The following is a 16,498-nucleotide window of genomic DNA, read 5'->3' as shown; positions in this document are numbered from 1 at the left end:
AGTGGCCGTTGCGGACGCGGCTGGCGCTGGCCGCCACCGCCGCCGTCGCGCTCGTCGTCGTCGGGGTGTGCGCGGCGGCGTTCGTCGTCCTGCGCTACGCGCTGGTCCACCAGCTGGAGCTGAACCTCACCCAGTCGGCCGGCCGCGCCGCCCAGCAGGCCCGCCAGGAGCCCGGTGCGGGTGTCCTGGCCGCGGACTGCCGCTACCTCGCCGCGCCCGCCTGCGCCCAGCTCGTGCCGGCCCGCGCCGCCGACGACCCGCGCGGCGGCCGTGCCCGCTACCCGCTGCCGGTGGACGCCACCACCCGCGCCGTGGCGGCCGGCCGCCACGCGCGGTACTACAGCGCGGTGACCGTCCACGGCTACCCGGCCCGGATGCTCACCACCCCGCTCGGCGACGGCCGCGCCCTCCAGGTCGCGCTGCGGTCCGACACGGTACGGCAGGGGGTGCGGCAGGCGGCGCTGCTGCTGGCCGCGGTCGGCGGTGTCGGGGTGCTGGTCGCGGCCGGGCTCGGCCGCGGGGTGTCCCGTACCGGTCTGGCGCCCGTCGCGCGGCTCACCGCCACCGCCGAGCGCATCACCCGCACCCGCGATCCGGGCCACCGCATCGACCTCGCCCCCGGCGGCGGCCACCGGGCCGCCCGCGACGACGAACTCACCCGTCTGGCCACCGCCTTCAACACCATGCTGGACGCCCTCGAACAGTCCGTGGCCGCCCAGCGGCGGCTGGTCGCCGACGCCTCCCACGAGCTGCGCACCCCGCTGACCGCGCTGCGCACCAACACCGAACTCCTGGCCCGCGCCGACCGGCTGACGCCCGCCCAGCGCGCCCGCGCCTCGGCCGCGCTGGGGCGGCAACTGCGCCAGGTGACCGGCCTGGTCAACGATCTGATCGAACTCGCCCGCGACGAGGAGCCGCAGCCCCTCCTCGAACAGGTGGCGGTGGCGCCGCTGGTGCGGCACGCCGTCGCGGCGGCCCGCGACCACTGGCCCGGCACCGACTTCCGTCTCGGCGTGGACCGGGCCGCGGAGGACCGCACCGTCTCCGGGGTGCCCGCGCGGCTCGCCCGGCTGCTGTCCAACCTGCTGGACAACGCCGCCAAGTTCGGCGCCGGGACGGTCGAGGTGGGGGTGAGGGCGGGCGAGGCGGGGGACGGCGGCCTGGAGGTCACGGTGCGCGACAACGGGCCCGGGCCCGCGCCGGAGGACCTGCCGTACGTCTTCGACCGGTTCTACCGCGCGGAGAGCGCCCGGTCGCTGCCCGGCTCCGGGCTCGGGCTCGCCATGGCCCAGCAGATCGCCCGGGCCCACTCCGCCCGCCTCACGGCGGAACGGCCGGAGGGCGGCGGCGCCCTCTTCCGGCTGCGCTGGGAGCGCTGAGCCCCCGCCCTCCACCGTCCGGGACGGCGGGCCGGGGGCCGCGGGATGTCCGCCGCCCCCGCCCGCCGTCAGAAGACGGGCGGCTCCGTGTAGACGCCCCACTCGTCGCGGAGCACCCCGCAGATCTCCCCCAGCGTGGCCTCCTTTCGTACGGCCTCCAGCATGGGCTCGATCATGTTGCCGGTGCCGCGCGCGGCCTCCACCAGCGCGGCCAGCGCGCCGCGTACGGCCTCCTCGTCCCGCTCGGCGCGCCGGGCGGCCAGGGCCCGCACCTGCTCGCGCTCCACCTCGTGGCTGACCCGCAGGATCTCCAGGTCTCCGGTGACCGACCCGGTGTGGCAGTTGACGCCGACGACCTTCTTGTCGTTCTTCTCCAGCGCCTGCTGGTACCGGAAGGCGGACTCGGCGATCTCGCCGGTGAACCAGCCGTCCTCGATACCGCGCAGGATGCCGGAGGTCATCGGGCCGATGGGGTACTGCCCGTCGGGCACGGCGCGGCGGCCGCGCTCGCGGATCTGCTCGAAGATCTTCTCCGCGTCGGCCTCGATCCGGTCGGTGAGCGCCTCCACGTACCAGGAACCGCCCAGGGGGTCGGCGACGTTGGTGACGCCGGTCTCCTCCATCAGGACCTGCTGGGTGCGCAGCGCGATCTCCGCGGCCTGCTCGCTGGGGAGCGCCAGCGTCTCGTCGAGGGCGTTGGTGTGCAGCGAGTTGGTGCCGCCGAGGACGGCGGAGAGCGCCTCTATGGCGGTGCGGACGACGTTGTTGTAGGGCTGCTGCGCGGTGAGCGAGACACCGGCGGTCTGGGTGTGGAAGCGCAGCCACTGCGCCTTCTGGCTGGTCGCCCCGTACACGTCCCGCATCCAGCGGGCCCAGATGCGGCGGGCCGCGCGGAACTTGGCGATCTCCTCGAAGAAGTCGAGGTGGGCGTCGAAGAAGAAGGAGAGGCCGGGGGCGAAGCGGTTGACGTCCAGGCCGCGGGAGAGTCCCAGTTCGACGTAGCCGAAGCCGTCGGCCAGCGTGTAGGCCAGCTCCTGCGCGGCCGTCGCGCCCGCCTCCCGGATGTGGTAGCCGGAGACGGAGAGCGGCTTGTAGGCGGGGATGCCGTGCGCGCAGTGCTCCATCAGATCGCCGATGAGCCGCAGATGGGGCTCGGGCTGGAAGAGCCACTCCTTCTGGGCGATGTACTCCTTGAAGATGTCGGTCTGGAGCGTGCCGTTGAGGACGGCCGGGTCCACGCCCTGCCGTTCGGCGGCGACCAGGTACATGCAGAAGATCGGGACGGCGGGCCCGGAGATCGTCATCGAGGTGGTGACGTCGCCGAGCGGGATGTCCCGGAAGAGGATCTCCATGTCGGCGGCGGAGTCGATGGCGACGCCGCAGTGGCCGACCTCGCCGAGCGAGCGGGGGTCGTCGGAGTCGCGCCCCATGAGGGTCGGCATGTCGAAGGCGACGGAGAGGCCGCCGCCGCCCGCCTTGAGGATCATCTTGTACCGCTCGTTCGTCTGCTCGGCGTTGCCGAACCCGGCGAACTGGCGGATGGTCCAGGTCCTGCCCCGGTATCCGGTGGGGTGGAGCCCCCGGGTGAAGGGGAACTCGCCCGGCCACCCGATGCGCTCGAACCCCGCGACGGAGTCCCCCTCCCGGGGCCCGTAGACCGGCTCGACGGGATCACCGCTGAGCGTGGTGAAGTCCGCGTCCCGCTTGCGTGCGGAGTCGTAGCGCTCCTGCCAGCGGCGGCGGCCCTGTGCGATGGCGTCAGCATCCATACCACCGAATTTACTAGGACGTCCAAGTAAAAGTCGATGGCGAACCGCCGTCCGTGACCTCACCGGAACCGAAAGGGTGAGCGGACGGCGGGACGGGAGGAGCCCCGGGCGGCCGGCGGAAGAGGGGGAGGCCGACGGCTCAGGCGCCGACGGGGGCGGCGCCCGCGTCCTTGACCAGCGGCTCGACCTCGCGGGTGACCTTGCGCTCCACGAAGAAGGCGGCGGTGGGGACCGTACCCGCCAGCAGCACCCACAGCTGCTTGCCGAGCGGCCACTTGGCCTTCTGCCCCAGGTCGAAGGCGAAGACCAGATACAGGATGTAGAGCCAGCCGTGCGCGATACCGACCACGCTGGTGAAGCCCGCAGCGCCGTCCATGCCCAGCAGGTACTTGCCGATCACGCCCAGGGTCAGCAGCACGAGGAGCACGGCGGTGACATACGCCATGACGCGGTAGCGGGTCAGCACGCTTCGTTTCATGGAATCGAGCGTAACCGTCACCTCGGGGCGATCTTCCCGGGCCCCCACCCCACGCTCCAAACGCTCCCCGAGTCCCGCGGCGGCCCGGCCGGCGCCCCTGCTCCTCGGCCGCCCCTCGCCTACCCCTCGGCGAAGTCGCCCGCGGCCACCCGCAGGGGACGCAGCAGGGAGAAGATCTCGTCCAGCTGCTCGGCGTCGTAGGCGCCGAGGCCGAAGTCCATGGCCATCAGGTCGGCGGAGGCCGCCTCACAGACCTCGCGGCCCTTGTCGGTGATCGCGGCCAGGGTGCCGCGGCCGTCGTTGGGGTTGGGACGCTTCTCCACGAACCCCGCGGCCTGGAGGCGGTCCACCGTGTTGGTCACCGAGGTGGGGTGCACCATCAGCCGCTCCCCGATCTTCGACATGGGCAGCTCGCCCTTCTGCGAGAAGGTGAGCAGCACCAGCGCCTCGTAGCGCGCGAAGGTCAGCCCGTACGGCTTGACCACCGCGTCGACCTCGGAGAGCAGGATCTGCTGGGCGCGCATGATCGACGTGATCGCGGCCATGGACGGCACCGATCCCCATCGCTGCTTCCAGTGCTCATCGGCACGGGCGATCGGGTCGAACGACAGACTGAGCGGCTTCGGCACGCTCCGACCCTACCGGCCGGTCCGGCACCGGCCGAAGCCGTCTCACGGTACGGGCGGCCCCTGTCACGCGGGCGCCCGCCACCGCCGCCCGCGGGGCGGCGGTGGTTCCGGGCGGGCCGGAGGGGACCGGCGCGGCCCGCCGGGTGGTTCAGTCGTCCGCCAGGTAGCGGTCCACGGTGGCGACCTTGGCGGTGAGGCCGTCGGTGACGCCGGGGCGGATGTCGGCCTTCAGGACGAGCGAGACGCGCGGGGCCCGCGCCTCGAGAGCGACGACGGCGCGCCGGACGACGTCCATGCACTCCTCCCACTCGCCTTCCAGCGAGGTGAACATGGCGTCGGTGCGGTGCGGCAGACCGGACTCGCGGACCACCCGTACCGCCTCGGCGACGTACTCCCCCACGTCCTCGCCGACCCCGAGCGGGGTGACGGAGAAGGCGACGATCACGAGCCGACGGCCTTCCCGGTGGTGCCGGTGCTCTGGCCGGTGCCCACCGTGCCCGCCTGCTCCTTGCGGGCGCGGGCCGCGATGATGCCCGCCTTCTCCTCCTCGCGCAGCATCTTGTCCGCGAAGAAGCCGCCGGTCGGCAGGACGGAGAGGACGAAGTAGAGGGCGGCGCGGCCGAACGGCCACTTGATGCGGTTCCAGGCGTCGGCCCAGAAGATCACATAGAAGATGAAGAGGATGCCGTGGACGGCGCCCATGACCGGCACGGCGTTGAAGTCCGTGGTCCGCTTGAGCACGGAACAGACCAGCAGCAGAAGGAAGGAGACGCCCTCCGGCACGGAGGTGAGTCGGAGGCGGCGGACGGCCGACACCGCCTTGGGCGGCAGTCCGTTGGGAGTTTCCAGTATGGCCACGGCGGGTCCTCACCTCGTTTGTGAAGGGAAGCACAAGCGTGCCCATTGTGGCAGCTCTGTAGGTGATCACGGGCCGCAGGGTAGGTTCGGTACGTGGCTGAGTTCCGACTCCAGGGCACCAAGGTGCTGGCCGTCACGCTCAGCGGGGGCGGCGACGCGGTCAAGGCGAAGAACGGCTCGATGGTCGCCTACGACGGCGAGATGAGGTTCAAGAAGCTGAGCGGCGGCGGCGAGGGCCTCCGCGGCATGGTCACGCGCCGGCTGACCGGCGAGCAGCTGGCCGTGATGGAGGTGACCGGCCAGGGCACCTGCTACTTCGCGGACCGGGCGAGCGACATCAGCCTCGTCCGGCTCGGCGGGGAGAGGCTGCACGTCGAGGCGAGCAACCTGCTGTGCACCCACAGCGGTCTGCGCACCGGCACCTCCTTCACCGGCCTGCGCGGCGCCTCCCAGGGCAACGGCCTGTTCACCACCACCGTGGAGGGCGCCGGATGGGCCGCCCTCCTCACCGACGGGCCCGCGGTGCTGCTGCGCGTCACCCCCGGCACCCCGCTCCAGGTGGACCCGGGCGCTTACGTCGCGCACCAGGGCGACCTGCGGCAGAGCTTCCAGTCGGGTGTGAACTTCCGCACGCTGATCGGTGAGGGCTCGGGCGAGGCGTTCCAGGTCCGCTTCGAGGGCGAGGGCCTGGTGTACGTCCAGCCGAGCGAGCGCAACACGCTGGGAGGGGAGCTGTAGTGCCGTTCCGGGAGATCTCCAGCAAGCTGGTCGAGGCCCACGTGGTGCCCGGCCGACGCCTGTTCAGCCAGCGCGGCGCCATGATCGGCTACAAGGGCGAGGTGACGTTCACGCCCAGCATCCAGGGCGGCCAGGGCGGCGTGATGTCCATGATCGGCCGGCGGGTGGCGGGCGAGGCCGCGCCGCTGATGACCGTCGAAGGCAGCGGCACCGTGCTGTTCGGGCACGGCGGCCACCACGTGGAGGTGATCAACCTCGACGGGAACACCCTGTGCGTCGAGGCCGACCGCCTTCTCGCCTTCGACGGCACCCTCCAGCAGGGCACCCTCTTCCTCGGCCGGGACGGCGGGGTCATGGGCATGGTGCGCGGTCAGGTCTCGGGCCAGGGACTGTTCACCACCACACTGACCGGACGGGGCTCGGTCGCCGTAATGGCGCACGGCGGCATCGTGCGGCTCCCGCTGACCCCGGGCCGCCCCGTGCACGTGGACCCGCAGGCGTACGTCGCCCACTTCGGCGACGTCCGCAACAAGCTGTCCTCCGCCCTGGGCTGGCGCGACATGGTCGGGCGCGGCTCGGGCGAGGCGTTCCAGCTCGAACTGTCCGGCAGCGGCGCCGTGTTCGTCCAGGCGAGTGAGGAGAAGCTGTAGATGTCGCACCCACCGGGAGGGCCCGTGCCGGAGGGCTACCAGGTCTTCGACGCGGCCACGCTCCCCGCCGGCGACAACGTCAACCCGTATGCCTTCTGCGTCGCCCTGGACGGCCGCTGGTTCCTCCAGAAGGGGAAGATGATCGCCTACTACGGGCAGATCGACTTCCACGGCATCGGCCACGGCCGGCTCGACCGGCTGATCGCCTCCAGCTTCCACTCGCCGCTGCACGCCGCGGACTGGGTCGTCGCCGAGGGCCGCGGCAAGCTGCTGCTGGCCGACCGGGCCTTCCACGTCAACTCCTACGACCTCCAGGACGGCAATCTGACCGTCCGGGCCGGCAATCTGCTCGCCTTCGACCCGGCGCTCTCCCTCAAGCAGTCGATCGTGCCCGGCTTCCTCACCCTGATCGGGACGGGCACGTTCGTGGCCGCCTCCAACGGCGAGGTGCACTTCGTGGAGCCGCCGGTGCGGGTGGACCCGCAGGCGCTGGTGGGCTGGGCGGACTGCCCCTCGCCGTGCCACCACTACGACCACGCCTACCTCCAGGGCGTCATGGGCGGCGTCCGCGCCCTGACGGGGCTGGGCGGGGCCTCCGGCGAGGAGCACCAGTTCGAGTTCGTCGGTGCGGGAACCGTGCTCATCCAGTCGTCCGAGGTCCTCATGGACGAGCGCGCCACCGGAGAGGTGCCGCAGCAGGCGGGGGTGCCCGGCGGCGGCCCCGGCACGCCCGGCGACCAGGGAACCCAGGGCGGACGCGGCAGCCCGCAGGTGCCCCAGCTGCCCGGCCAGCTGGGAAACATCCAGCGGCGATTCGGCCTCTGAGACGGGGCGCGGGGGCGGAAACGACGACTCTGCGACATCTTGACGCCACACCGCGTAAGCACGTGTGTGCGACTCTCGGTAAAGTCTCACAGCATGGACACCGACGACGGCACCCGTTGGCTCACCGAGGACGAGCAGCGCGCCTGGCGCACCCACCTGGACGTCAGCAAGCTGCTCAGCTACCAGCTCGAGCGCGACCTGCAGCCGTTCGGACTCACGCTCAACGACTACGAGATCCTCGTGAACCTGTCCGAGTCCGAGGAGCACCGCATGCGGATGACCGACCTCGCCTCCGCCACGCTCCAGTCCAAGAGCCGGCTCTCCCACCAGATCACCCGGATGGAGAAGGCCGGGCTGGTGCGCCGCGAATCATGCGAGTCGGACAAGCGCGGCCTGTTCGCCGTCCTCACCGAGCACGGCTGGGACACCATGCGCGGCGTGGCACCGCACCATGTCGCCTCCGTGCGGCGCCACTTCATCGACGGCATGACGTCCGGCGACCTCGCCCACCTGGAGCGCACCCTGCGCCCGGTCGCCGAGAAGCTGAGGGCCGAGCGCGGCCGGGTGTGAGAGGGGCCGCCCGCCGGGGGGGAGCGGGCCCATGGCAGACCCCGCCGGTGAGGGAGCGGGCCGGTGGCAGACCCCGCCGAGGAGGGAGCGGGCCGGCGGCAGACCCCGCCGGGGAGGGCCCGTACCGGCTCAGCCGCCGGCGACCGGCAGCCGCAGTACGAAGCGGGCCCCTCCCCGGGGAGCGGCGTCCACCCGCAGCGTGCCCCCGTGGCGCTCCGCCACGTCGCGGGCGATGGCGAGTCCCAGCCCGGCCCCGCCCTCGTCGCGGGAGCGGGCGTCGTCCAGCCGGACGAACCGCTCGAAGATCCGCTCCCGCTCCGCCTCGGGCACCCCCGCCCCGTCGTCGCACACGGCGAGGGCGAGCGTGCCGTCCTCCCGGCCGACGCTCACCGAGACCTCACCGGCGGCGTGCCGCTGGGCGTTGTCCAGCAGGTTGGCCAGCACGCGCTCCAACTGCCCCGGGGAGCCGCGCACCTCGCCCTCGTCGAGGGGGCCGGTCCGCACGGGGTGCGGGTCGCCCAGGCGCTGTCCCACGTGTTCGCGCACCAGCGCCGCGAGGGAGACCCGCCCCTCGGCGGGCCGCTCCCCCGCGTCGAGCCGGGCGAGCAGCAGCAGATCGGCGGCGAGCGCCTGGAGCCGTACGGTGTCCTCCACCGCGCCGTCCAGGTCGAGCAGTTCGGGATGGGCCGCGGCGACCTCCAGCTGGGTGCGCAGGGAGGCGATGGGGCTGCGCAGTTCGTGGGAGGCGTCGGCGACGAACCGCCGCTGCCGCTCCACGGACGCCTCCAGCGCCGCGAGGGTCTGGTTCGTGGTCCTGGCCAGCCGTGCGACCTCGTCCCGCGCGTCCGGTTCGGGCACGCGCCGCGACAGGTCGGTGCTGGCGGTGATGGCGCTCATCTCCCGCCGGATGCCCTCCACGGGCCGCAGCGCGCGCCGGGTGACCAGCCAGGTGACGCCCCCGACCACCAGCAGCAGCGCCGGCAGCCCGAAGAGCATCGAGCGGGTGACGGTGGAGACCGCCTCCTGCTGGGCGCCGAGCGAGGCACCCGCGTACACCGTGACGGGGGTGCCGTCGCGGGTGCGGCCCTGCACGGCGGCGACGCTGAACTCCTGGGTGCCGACGATGTCGTCCTTGTCGTAGGTGACCTCGCCGTCGTCGTCCACGGGGAAGGTGAGGGTCTCCGTCTCGCTGTCGGAGTCCACCTCGTCCGCCTCCTCCTCCGCGTCCCCGTCCGCGCCGTTGTCGTCGTCGGGCTTGTCCACGCGGGCGAAGCCGGCGACCGGACCGCGCCCCTTGAGGGGATCGCTGGCACCCAGCACCTTGCCGTACGCGTCGACGATCTGGACGGGGTCGTCGGAATCGAGGCCGTCCAGGTCCGCCAGGCGGCCCCGGGTGGCGTCGCCGGCCTGGGCGGCGGTGCCGCGCGCGGTGTTCTCCGCGTTGAGGCGGGCGGAGTCGGCCAGCCCGCCGCGGAGCGTGGAGACGACGAAGAACCCGGCGGCCACCAGCGCGAGCGCCACCACGAGGGTGGCGCCGAGCGCCGCGCGTACCCGGACGGACGCCCTACGCACGGCGTCCGCCGCCCGCCCCGCCCGTGCGGCCCGCCGGCCCTGCGCCGCCCGGCCCGCCCGCGCCGCCCTGGAGCCGGTAGCCGGCGCCGCGTATCGTGGCGATCCAGCCGGCGCCCAGCTTCCGGCGCAGGGCGCTCACGTACACCTCGACGATGTTGACGTCACCCTCGTAGGCGAAGTCCCAGACGTGTTCGAGGACTTCCGCCTTGGAGACGACCTCCCCGGCACGCACGGCCAGATACTCCAGGACGGCGAACTCCTTGGCCGTCAGCTCCACCTCGCGGTCGCCCACCGCCACGCGCTGCGCCGCCGGGTCGACGGTCAGCTCACCGATCCGCAGCGCCGCCTTGGCACCGCGCGTCCGCCGGCGCAGCAGCGCCCGCACGCGGGCCAGCAGCACCACGTAGGAGAACGGCTTGGTGAGGTAGTCGTCCGCGCCGGTGTCCAGCCCCTCGGCCTCGTCGTACTCGCCGTCCTTGGCCGTCAGCATCAGTACCGGCGTCTCGTCGCCCGCGGCGCGCAGCGCCCCGCAGACGCGGTAGCCGTTCATGCCCGGCAGCATGATGTCGAGGACGATCAGGTCGTACTCGTTCTCGACGGCCCGGTGCAGGCCCTCGGTGCCGTCGTGCACGACGTCCACGGCGAACCCCTCGGCCATCAGGCCCCTGGCGAGTGACCGGGCCAGCCGGCGCTCGTCCTCCACGATCAGCAGGCGCATGCGCCCACCCTGCCAAATCGCGGCTGAAGAGGGCTTCAGGTAGCTTCAGCTTACGTTCAGCGACGGTCGGCCACCGTGGAGTCATCGAAAGCGGGAACAGCGAACGAACCGAGGAGTCGAACGCCATGAAGCGCAAGGTCATCATCGCCACCGTCACCGCCGCGGCCCTGGTCGGAGGGGGTACGGCGACCGCGTTCGGGGTCGCGGGCGGCGGCGGCGACCACAAGCCGGCCGCCGCGTCGTCCTCGAACGTCCGCCCGGTGGACCACGACGACGACCACGCCGACGGGCACGACGACGACCGCGACGACCGGGACGACCACGCCGACCACGACGGCCGGGACGACGACGGCCGCGACGGTGGCCGCGCCGACCGCGCGGAGGAGACCGGCGCCTCCGGCGTCTCCTTCGCCCAGGCGGCCCAGGCCGTGCTCAAGGAGGTCCCCGGCACCATCTCCGAGCTGGAGCTGGACACCGACCGCGACCAGCTGGTGTGGGAGGCCGACGTCCTCGGCAAGGACGGCAAGTGGCACGACGTGACACTCGACGCCGCCAAGGGCCACGTCGTCAAGAACCGGGTGGACGCCCACAAGGACGAGAACCGCTCCGTCGTCCGCGGCGCCGGGCTGGACGCCGCCGCGGCGGGCAAGAAGGCCGCGGCGGCGAGCAAGGGCACCGTCACCTCCGTCAGCCTCGACGACGACGGCCGCGACAAGGGCCGGTGGGAGGCCGACACGGTGGACAAGAAGGGCGACCAGCACGAGCTGGTCCTCGACGGCACCTCCGGCAAGGTCCTGCACCACGAGACCGAGCGGGGCGACGACGACTGACCGCCCCGGCCGCCCCGGGCGCGTCCCGCGCGTCCCCGGCCCGGACTCCCCTGCCGGACCGCCACGCCGGGACCGTCCGCCCCGCCCAGGGCGCCACCCGGTCGCGGGCGTCACCCTTCGGTGACGCCCGCGACCAGTTCGTCGGCGGCGGCGTAGGGGTCCAGCGAGCCGCTGACCACGCGCTCGGCGAGCGCGTCCAGCCGCTTGCGGCCCCGCAGCTCGCCCATGCGCGCGCGCAGCGCGGTGACCGCGATGTTCTCGATCTCGCGCGCGGCGCGGGCCGCGCGCCGCTCGGCGAGCACCCCGCGCTCCGCCATCCAGTCGCGGTGCTTGTCCAGCGCGGCGACCATCTCGTCCACGCCCTCCCCGCGGGCGGCCACCGTCTTGACCACGGGCGGACGCCAGTCACCCGGCTCGCGGGCCTCCCCCAGGCCGAGCATATGGTTCAGCTCCCGGACGGTGGCGTCGGCGCCGTCCCGGTCCGCCTTGTTGACCACGTACACGTCGCCGATCTCCAGGATCCCGGCCTTCGCCGCCTGGATGCCGTCGCCCATGCCGGGCGCCAGCAGCACCACGCTGGTGTCCGCCTGCGCGGCGATCTCCACCTCCGACTGGCCCACCCCGACGGTCTCGACGAGGACCACGTCGCAGCCCGCCGCGTCCAGCACCCGGATCGCCTGCGGCGCGGCCCACGCCAGACCCCCCAGGTGGCCGCGGGTGGCCATCGAACGGATGTAGACACCCGGATCGGAGGCGTGCTCGCCCATCCGCACCCGGTCCCCCAGCAGCGCCCCGCCGGAGAACGGCGAGGACGGGTCCACGGCCAGCACCCCCACCCGGCTGCCCCGCGCGCGGAACGCGGTGACCAGCGCGGAGGTCGTCGTGGACTTGCCCACCCCCGGCGAACCGGTCAGACCGACCACGTACGCGTTGCCGCACCGGGGGGCGAGGGCGGCCATCACCTCGCGGAGCTGCGGCGAGGCTCCCTCGACGAGGGAGATCAGCCGCGCCACGGCCCGCGGCGCCCCCTCGCGGGCCGCCGCCACCAGCGCTGCGACATCGACCATGGTCCTACGGCTCCCTTCGGTATGGCTGTGACCAGGGCCTTCCCCGGCCCCTCCCCCGGACCCCGCCCGGAGGGGCAGCGCCCCCGTACGGGCCGGGCTCCGGCTGTCCGGACCGCCCGTACGGGGGCGACGGCGCGTTACGGGACGCGGACGATCAGCGCGTCCCCCTGGCCACCGCCGCCGCACAGCGCGGCGGCACCCAGCCCGCCCCCGCGCCGCCTCAGCTCCAGTGCGAGGTGCAGCACGATGCGCGCCCCGGACATCCCGATCGGGTGGCCCAGCGCGATGGCGCCGCCGTTCACATTCACCTTTTCGGGTCCGACTCCCAGCTCCTTCATCGACTGGTGGGCGACGGCCGCGAACGCCTCGTTGATCTCGATCAGACCGAGGTCCTCGACCGAGCGCCCCTCCTTCTTCAGGGCGTGCTGGATCGCGTTGGCCGGCTGCGACTGGAGGGAGTTGTCGGGGCCGGCGACGTTCCCGTGGGCGCCGATCTCGGCGATCCACGACACGCCCAGCTCCTCCGCCTTCGCCCTGCTCATCACCACGACGGCCGCCGCGCCGTCGGAGATCTGCGAGGACGAACCGGCGGTGATCGTCCCGTCCTTGGCGAAGGCGGGCCGCAGCTTGGCCAGCGACTCGGCCGTCGAGTCGCCCCGGATGCCCTCGTCCTGCGAGAAGAGCACCGCCTCGCCCTTCCGCCGCGGGATCTCCACCGGGGTGATCTCCGCCTCGAAGAGCCCGTCGCGCTGGGCCGCGGCGGCGCGCTGGTGGGAGCGGGCGGCGATCTCGTCCTGGACGTCGCGGGGGATGCCCAGCCGGGTGTTGTGCTTCTCCGTCGAGGCGCCCATGGCGATGCCCTCGAAGGAGTCGGTGAGCCCGTCGTGCGCCATGGAGTCCAGGACCTCCAGGGAGCCGTACTTGTAACCCTCGCGGGACCTCGGCAGCACGTGCGGGGCGTTCGTCATCGACTCCTGGCCGCCCGCGACGACGACGTCGAACTCGCCCGCGCGGATGAGCTGGTCGGCCAGCGCGATCGCGTCGAGCCCGGAGAGGCAGACCTTGTTCACGGTCAGTGCCGGGACGTTCATGGGGATGCCCGCCTTGACCGCCGCCTGGCGGGCCGGGATCTGCCCGGCGCCGGCCTGGAGCACCTGCCCCATGATCACGTATTCGACCTGGTCCCCGCCGATCCCGGCACGCTCCAGCGCGGCCTTGATGGCGAAACCGCCCAAGTCCGCCCCGGAGAACGACTTCAGCGAGCCGAGCAGCCGCCCCATGGGGGTACGGGCACCGGCGACGATCACGGAGGTGGTGCTGGAGGTGGGAGACATGAGGGGTTCCCTTCCGGCGGGAAGTTAACGAGGGTTACCACTCAAGATACTGAGCGGTACCTGCCCGGGTCACCGGTCGGTGAGTGTGACCGTGCGCACGTTGCGTAACCGGATACGGGGCGCTGCACTGGTGCTCATGCTGACGCGTATCGACCACATCGGAATCGCCTGCCGGGACCTGGAAGCCACCGTCGATTTCTACTCTCGCACCTACGGCTTCGAGGTGTTCCACACCGAGGTCAACCAGGAGCAGGGCGTCCGCGAGGCCATGCTGCGGATCAACGGGACGGACGACGGCGGCGCCTCCTACCTCCAGCTGCTGGAGCCCATCCGCGAGGACTCGGCCGTCGCCACCTGGATGGCCAAGAACGGCGAGGGGGTGCACCACATCGCCTTCGGCACGGCGGACGTGGACGGCGACGCCGAGGCCATCCGCGGCAAGGGCGTCCGCGTCCTCTACGACGAGCCCCGCCGCGGCTCCATGGACTCCCGCATCACCTTCCTGCACCCGAAGGACTGCCACGGCGTCCTCACCGAACTGGTGACAGCGGCAACACCCGACAACCAGCACGCCACACCCGGCGACACCCAGCACTGACGCCCGCACCGGTACCCGGCCGGGGGTCCGGGGGTTGCCCCCGGGAAAACACAGCCCGCACCCGAAGGACTGCCACGGCGTCCTCAAACTGGTGACAGCCGCCGCGCCCGGCAACGGCCAGGCGACGCACGGGAACCAGCAGGCCACGCGCGGCGACGGGGAGCGCTGATACCGGGCGGGGCGGTTCCGGCGGCCCCGCCGCGGTCCGGGGGCCGCCTCCCGGCGCGCCCGGCCGGCCGGGAAACCCCGGCCGCACCAACGGACCACTGACGTCGGCTTCCGCGCCCGGTAGAGTGGCCTTTCGGCCGGGGCGGGCCCTCCCCACCCGACGAGGTCTCCGGGTTGGGGGCTCGGTCCACGTTCCGCCGACGATCTGACACCATTTCCGTCGGGACGTGTCATTCAAGTCCGGACGGAAGGTTCGGATCATCTCCACGACTACCAGGGGACGGATGGGACCGCGCAGTGCGGGGCTACGACCGCTACGAGGCTGACGATCACCTCTCGCAGTTCGAGGCCGAGATGGAGCGGCTGAAGAAGGAGCGGGAGCGGGCCGTCGAGCATGCCGACGACCTCGGCTACCAGGTCGAAGTGCTGCGCGCCAAGCTGCACGAGGCGCGCCGCGCGCTGGCCACGCGCCCTGCGGGGTACGACAACCTCTCCCAGCAGGCCGAGCAGTTGCTCCGCAACGCCCAGTTGCAGGCCGACCAGATGCGGGCCGACGCCGAGCGCGAGCTGCGCGAGGCCCGCGCCCAGACCCAGCGGCTCCTCCAGGAGCAGGCCGAGGCGCAGGCCCGTCTGGAGACCGAGCTGCACACCGAGGCCGTGCGCCGCAGGCAGCAGCTCGACCAGGAGCTGGCCGAGCGCCGCGCCACGGTCGAGACCCACGTCAACGAGAACGTCGCCTGGGCCGAGCAGCTGCGCTCCCGTACCGAGCAGCAGGCCCGCCGGCTCATGGAGGAGACCCGGGCGGAGTCCGAGCAGGCGCTGGCCCGGGCGCGCGCCGAGGCCCAGCGGCTCACGGAGGAGGCCCGGCAGCGGCTCGCCGCGGAGGCGGAGAACGCCCGCAGCGAGGCCGAGAGCATCCTGCGCCGGGCCCGTGCCGACGCCGAGCGGCTGCTGAACGCCGCCTCGACGCAGGCCCAGGAGGCCACCGACCACGCCGAGCGGCTGCGCACGTCCACGGCCGACGAGGCGGAGGCCAGCAGGCGGGAGTCCGCGGAGCTGGTGCGGCGCGCCGAGGAGCGGATGCGCGAGGCCGAGGAGGCCCTGCGCGAGGCCAGGGAGAAGGCGGCCGAGAAGCTCCAGGAGGCCGAGGAGGAGGCGGGCAGGCGGCTCGCGGACACCGAGTCGGCGAACGAGCAGCGCTCCCGTACCGCCAAGGCCGAGGTGGCGCGGCTGGTGGGCGAGGCCACCAAGGAGGCCGAGGCCATCCGGGCCGAGGCCGAGCAGCTGCGCCAGGACGCCAAGGCCGAGGGCGAGCGGCTGATCGCCGAGGCCCGGGAGAAGGCCCGTACCACCACGGCCGAGGAGTCGGCGAACCAGCTCGCGCAGGCCGCCCGCACCGCCGAGGACGTGCTCAACAAGGCGTCGGAGGAGGCGAAGGCCACCACCAGGTCGGCCGCCGAGGAGGCCGAGCGGCTGCGCCGGGAGGCCGAGGAGGAGGCCGACCGGCTGCGCGCCGAGGCCCACGACGTGGCCGAGCAGCTCAAGGGCGCCGCCAAGGACGACACCAAGGAGTACCGCGCCAAGACCGTCGAGCTGCAGGAGGAGGCCCGCCGGCTGCGCGGCGAGGCCGAGCAGCTGCGCGCCGAGGCGGTCGAGGAGGGTGAGAAGATCCGCGGCGAGGCCCGCCGGGACGCCGTCCAGCAGATCGAGGAGGCCGCGAGCCGCGCCGAGGAGCTGCTGGCCAAGGCCAAGGCGGACGCCGAGGAGACGCGCACCGAGGCCACCACGGAGAGCGAGCGGGTGCGCACGGAGGCCATCGAGCGCGCCACGACACTGCGCAAGCAGGCCGAGGAGGCGCTGGAGCGGGCCCGTACCGAGGCCGAGGAGCTGCGCGCCCAGGCCGAGGAGCAGGCGGAGGAGACCCGCACCGAGGCGGACGAGGCGGCCCGCAGGACCCGCGAGGAGGCCGAGGAGGCCGCCCGGGAGCGGAAGGCCGAGACCGAGGCGGAGCTGAACCGGCTGCGCGAGGAGGCCGAGGCGAGGCTGGCCGAGGCCGAGTCGGGGCTCTCGCAGGCCCGTACCGAGGCGGAACGGCTGCGGGACGAGGCGCGTGCCGAGGCCGAGCGGCTGCGCACCGAGACGGCCGAGCGGGTGCGGACGCTGCGTGAGCAGGCGGAGGAGGAGGCCGAGCGGCTGCGCACCGAGGCGGCCTCGGACGCCTCGCAGGCGCGCGCCGAGGGCGAGTCGGTCGCCGTCCAGCTGCGCGGCGAGGCCGCGGCGGAGGCCGAGCGGCTGCGCGAGGAGGCCAGGGCCAC

General features: G+C 73.3%; 17 protein-coding genes and 1 pseudogene. 9 read left to right on the top strand and 9 right to left on the bottom strand.

Features of this window, described 5'->3' with window-relative positions:
* Positions 1-8: 8 nt before the first annotated feature.
* On the top strand, positions 9-1,379 hold the full coding sequence (locus FM076_RS23295) for a HAMP domain-containing sensor histidine kinase (protein WP_243275059.1): 1,371 nt from the start codon (positions 9-11) through the stop codon (positions 1,377-1,379).
* Positions 1,380-1,447: 68 nt separating this feature from the next.
* On the opposite strand, the gene FM076_RS23290 is transcribed toward FM076_RS23295, so the two are convergent.
* From FM076_RS23290 to FM076_RS23270, 5 genes are all read right to left on the bottom strand, one after another.
* Positions 1,448-3,148: an acyl-CoA mutase large subunit family protein gene (locus FM076_RS23290; protein ID WP_173872898.1), complete on the bottom strand. Its 1,701-nt coding sequence runs from the start codon at positions 3,146-3,148 to the stop codon at positions 1,448-1,450.
* Positions 3,149-3,287: 139 nt separating this feature from the next.
* Complete coding sequence (locus FM076_RS23285) at positions 3,288-3,626, bottom strand: DUF3817 domain-containing protein (protein WP_173872897.1); 339 nt, start codon at positions 3,624-3,626, stop codon at positions 3,288-3,290.
* A 119-nt stretch (positions 3,627-3,745) separates the two neighbouring features.
* A complete protein-coding gene (locus tag FM076_RS23280) occupies positions 3,746-4,255 on the bottom strand; it encodes a MarR family transcriptional regulator (RefSeq protein ID WP_173872896.1) in 510 nt (169 codons plus the stop codon).
* A gap of 148 nt (positions 4,256-4,403) precedes the next feature.
* Positions 4,404-4,700, bottom strand: coding sequence for an MTH1187 family thiamine-binding protein (locus FM076_RS23275; protein WP_173872895.1), 297 nt, complete (start codon positions 4,698-4,700; stop codon positions 4,404-4,406).
* A complete protein-coding gene (locus FM076_RS23270) occupies positions 4,697-5,113 on the bottom strand; it encodes a DUF3817 domain-containing protein (protein ID WP_173872894.1) in 417 nt (138 codons plus the stop codon). Before FM076_RS23270 ends, FM076_RS23275 begins: the two co-directional genes overlap by 4 nt.
* A gap of 93 nt (positions 5,114-5,206) precedes the next feature.
* Between FM076_RS23270 and FM076_RS23265 the strand changes: the two genes are divergently transcribed.
* The 4 genes from FM076_RS23265 to FM076_RS23250 all read left to right on the top strand — a co-directional run bounded on the left by FM076_RS23265 (position 5,207) and on the right by FM076_RS23250 (position 7,896).
* Positions 5,207-5,851, top strand: coding sequence for an AIM24 family protein (locus FM076_RS23265; RefSeq protein WP_173872893.1), 645 nt, complete (start codon positions 5,207-5,209; stop codon positions 5,849-5,851).
* A complete protein-coding gene (locus FM076_RS23260) occupies positions 5,851-6,501 on the top strand; it encodes an AIM24 family protein (RefSeq protein ID WP_173872892.1) in 651 nt (216 codons plus the stop codon). The genes FM076_RS23265 and FM076_RS23260 overlap by 1 nt, the downstream gene beginning before the upstream one ends.
* Positions 6,502-7,326 (top strand): AIM24 family protein, encoded by an 825-nt coding sequence (locus FM076_RS23255; RefSeq protein WP_173872891.1) that lies wholly within the window; start codon positions 6,502-6,504, stop codon positions 7,324-7,326. It abuts the gene before it with no gap.
* Between the two features lie 93 nt (positions 7,327-7,419).
* Positions 7,420-7,896, top strand: a complete 477-nt coding sequence (locus FM076_RS23250) for a MarR family winged helix-turn-helix transcriptional regulator (protein ID WP_173872890.1) — start codon at positions 7,420-7,422, stop codon at positions 7,894-7,896.
* A gap of 129 nt (positions 7,897-8,025) precedes the next feature.
* On the opposite strand, the gene FM076_RS23245 is transcribed toward FM076_RS23250, so the two are convergent.
* Positions 8,026-9,468 (bottom strand): ATP-binding protein, encoded by a 1,443-nt coding sequence (locus FM076_RS23245; protein WP_173872889.1) that lies wholly within the window; start codon positions 9,466-9,468, stop codon positions 8,026-8,028.
* Positions 9,461-10,186 (bottom strand): response regulator transcription factor, encoded by a 726-nt coding sequence (locus FM076_RS23240; RefSeq protein ID WP_173872888.1) that lies wholly within the window; start codon positions 10,184-10,186, stop codon positions 9,461-9,463. The genes FM076_RS23245 and FM076_RS23240 overlap by 8 nt, the downstream gene beginning before the upstream one ends.
* Positions 10,187-10,311: 125 nt before the next feature.
* Between FM076_RS23240 and FM076_RS23235 the strand changes: the two genes are divergently transcribed.
* Positions 10,312-11,016, top strand: coding sequence for a PepSY domain-containing protein (locus tag FM076_RS23235; protein WP_173872887.1), 705 nt, complete (start codon positions 10,312-10,314; stop codon positions 11,014-11,016).
* A gap of 110 nt (positions 11,017-11,126) precedes the next feature.
* Here FM076_RS23235 and meaB read toward each other — a convergent pair whose 3' ends face one another.
* Both meaB and FM076_RS23225 read right to left on the bottom strand, forming a co-directional pair.
* Positions 11,127-12,083 carry a methylmalonyl Co-A mutase-associated GTPase MeaB gene (gene meaB, locus FM076_RS23230; protein ID WP_173872886.1) on the bottom strand — a complete coding sequence of 319 codons (957 nt, stop codon included), beginning with the start codon at positions 12,081-12,083 and terminating at the stop codon, positions 11,127-11,129.
* A gap of 137 nt (positions 12,084-12,220) precedes the next feature.
* Positions 12,221-13,417, bottom strand: coding sequence for an acetyl-CoA C-acetyltransferase (locus tag FM076_RS23225; protein WP_173872885.1), 1,197 nt, complete (start codon positions 13,415-13,417; stop codon positions 12,221-12,223).
* Positions 13,418-13,553: 136 nt separating this feature from the next.
* Here FM076_RS23225 and mce point away from each other — a divergent pair, with 136 nt between their 5' ends.
* The 3 genes and pseudogenes from mce to FM076_RS34105 all read left to right on the top strand — a co-directional run.
* Positions 13,554-14,015, top strand: coding sequence for a methylmalonyl-CoA epimerase (mce, locus tag FM076_RS23220; protein ID WP_173872884.1), 462 nt, complete (start codon positions 13,554-13,556; stop codon positions 14,013-14,015).
* A 34-nt stretch (positions 14,016-14,049) separates the two neighbouring features.
* Positions 14,050-14,184, top strand: coding sequence for a hypothetical protein (locus FM076_RS34710; RefSeq protein WP_274598827.1), 135 nt, complete (start codon positions 14,050-14,052; stop codon positions 14,182-14,184).
* 296 nt (positions 14,185-14,480) lie between these two features.
* Positions 14,481-16,498 (top strand): annotated as a pseudogene (locus tag FM076_RS34105) (hypothetical protein); the annotation flags it as partial.

It is taken from the genome of Streptomyces albus subsp. chlorinus (genome assembly GCF_013302895.1).
GTDB lineage: Bacteria > Actinomycetota > Actinomycetes > Streptomycetales > Streptomycetaceae > Streptomyces > Streptomyces chlorinus.
The sequence above is the reverse complement of the archived record's forward strand: the minus strand, read 5'-3'. Positions and strand labels throughout refer to the sequence as shown.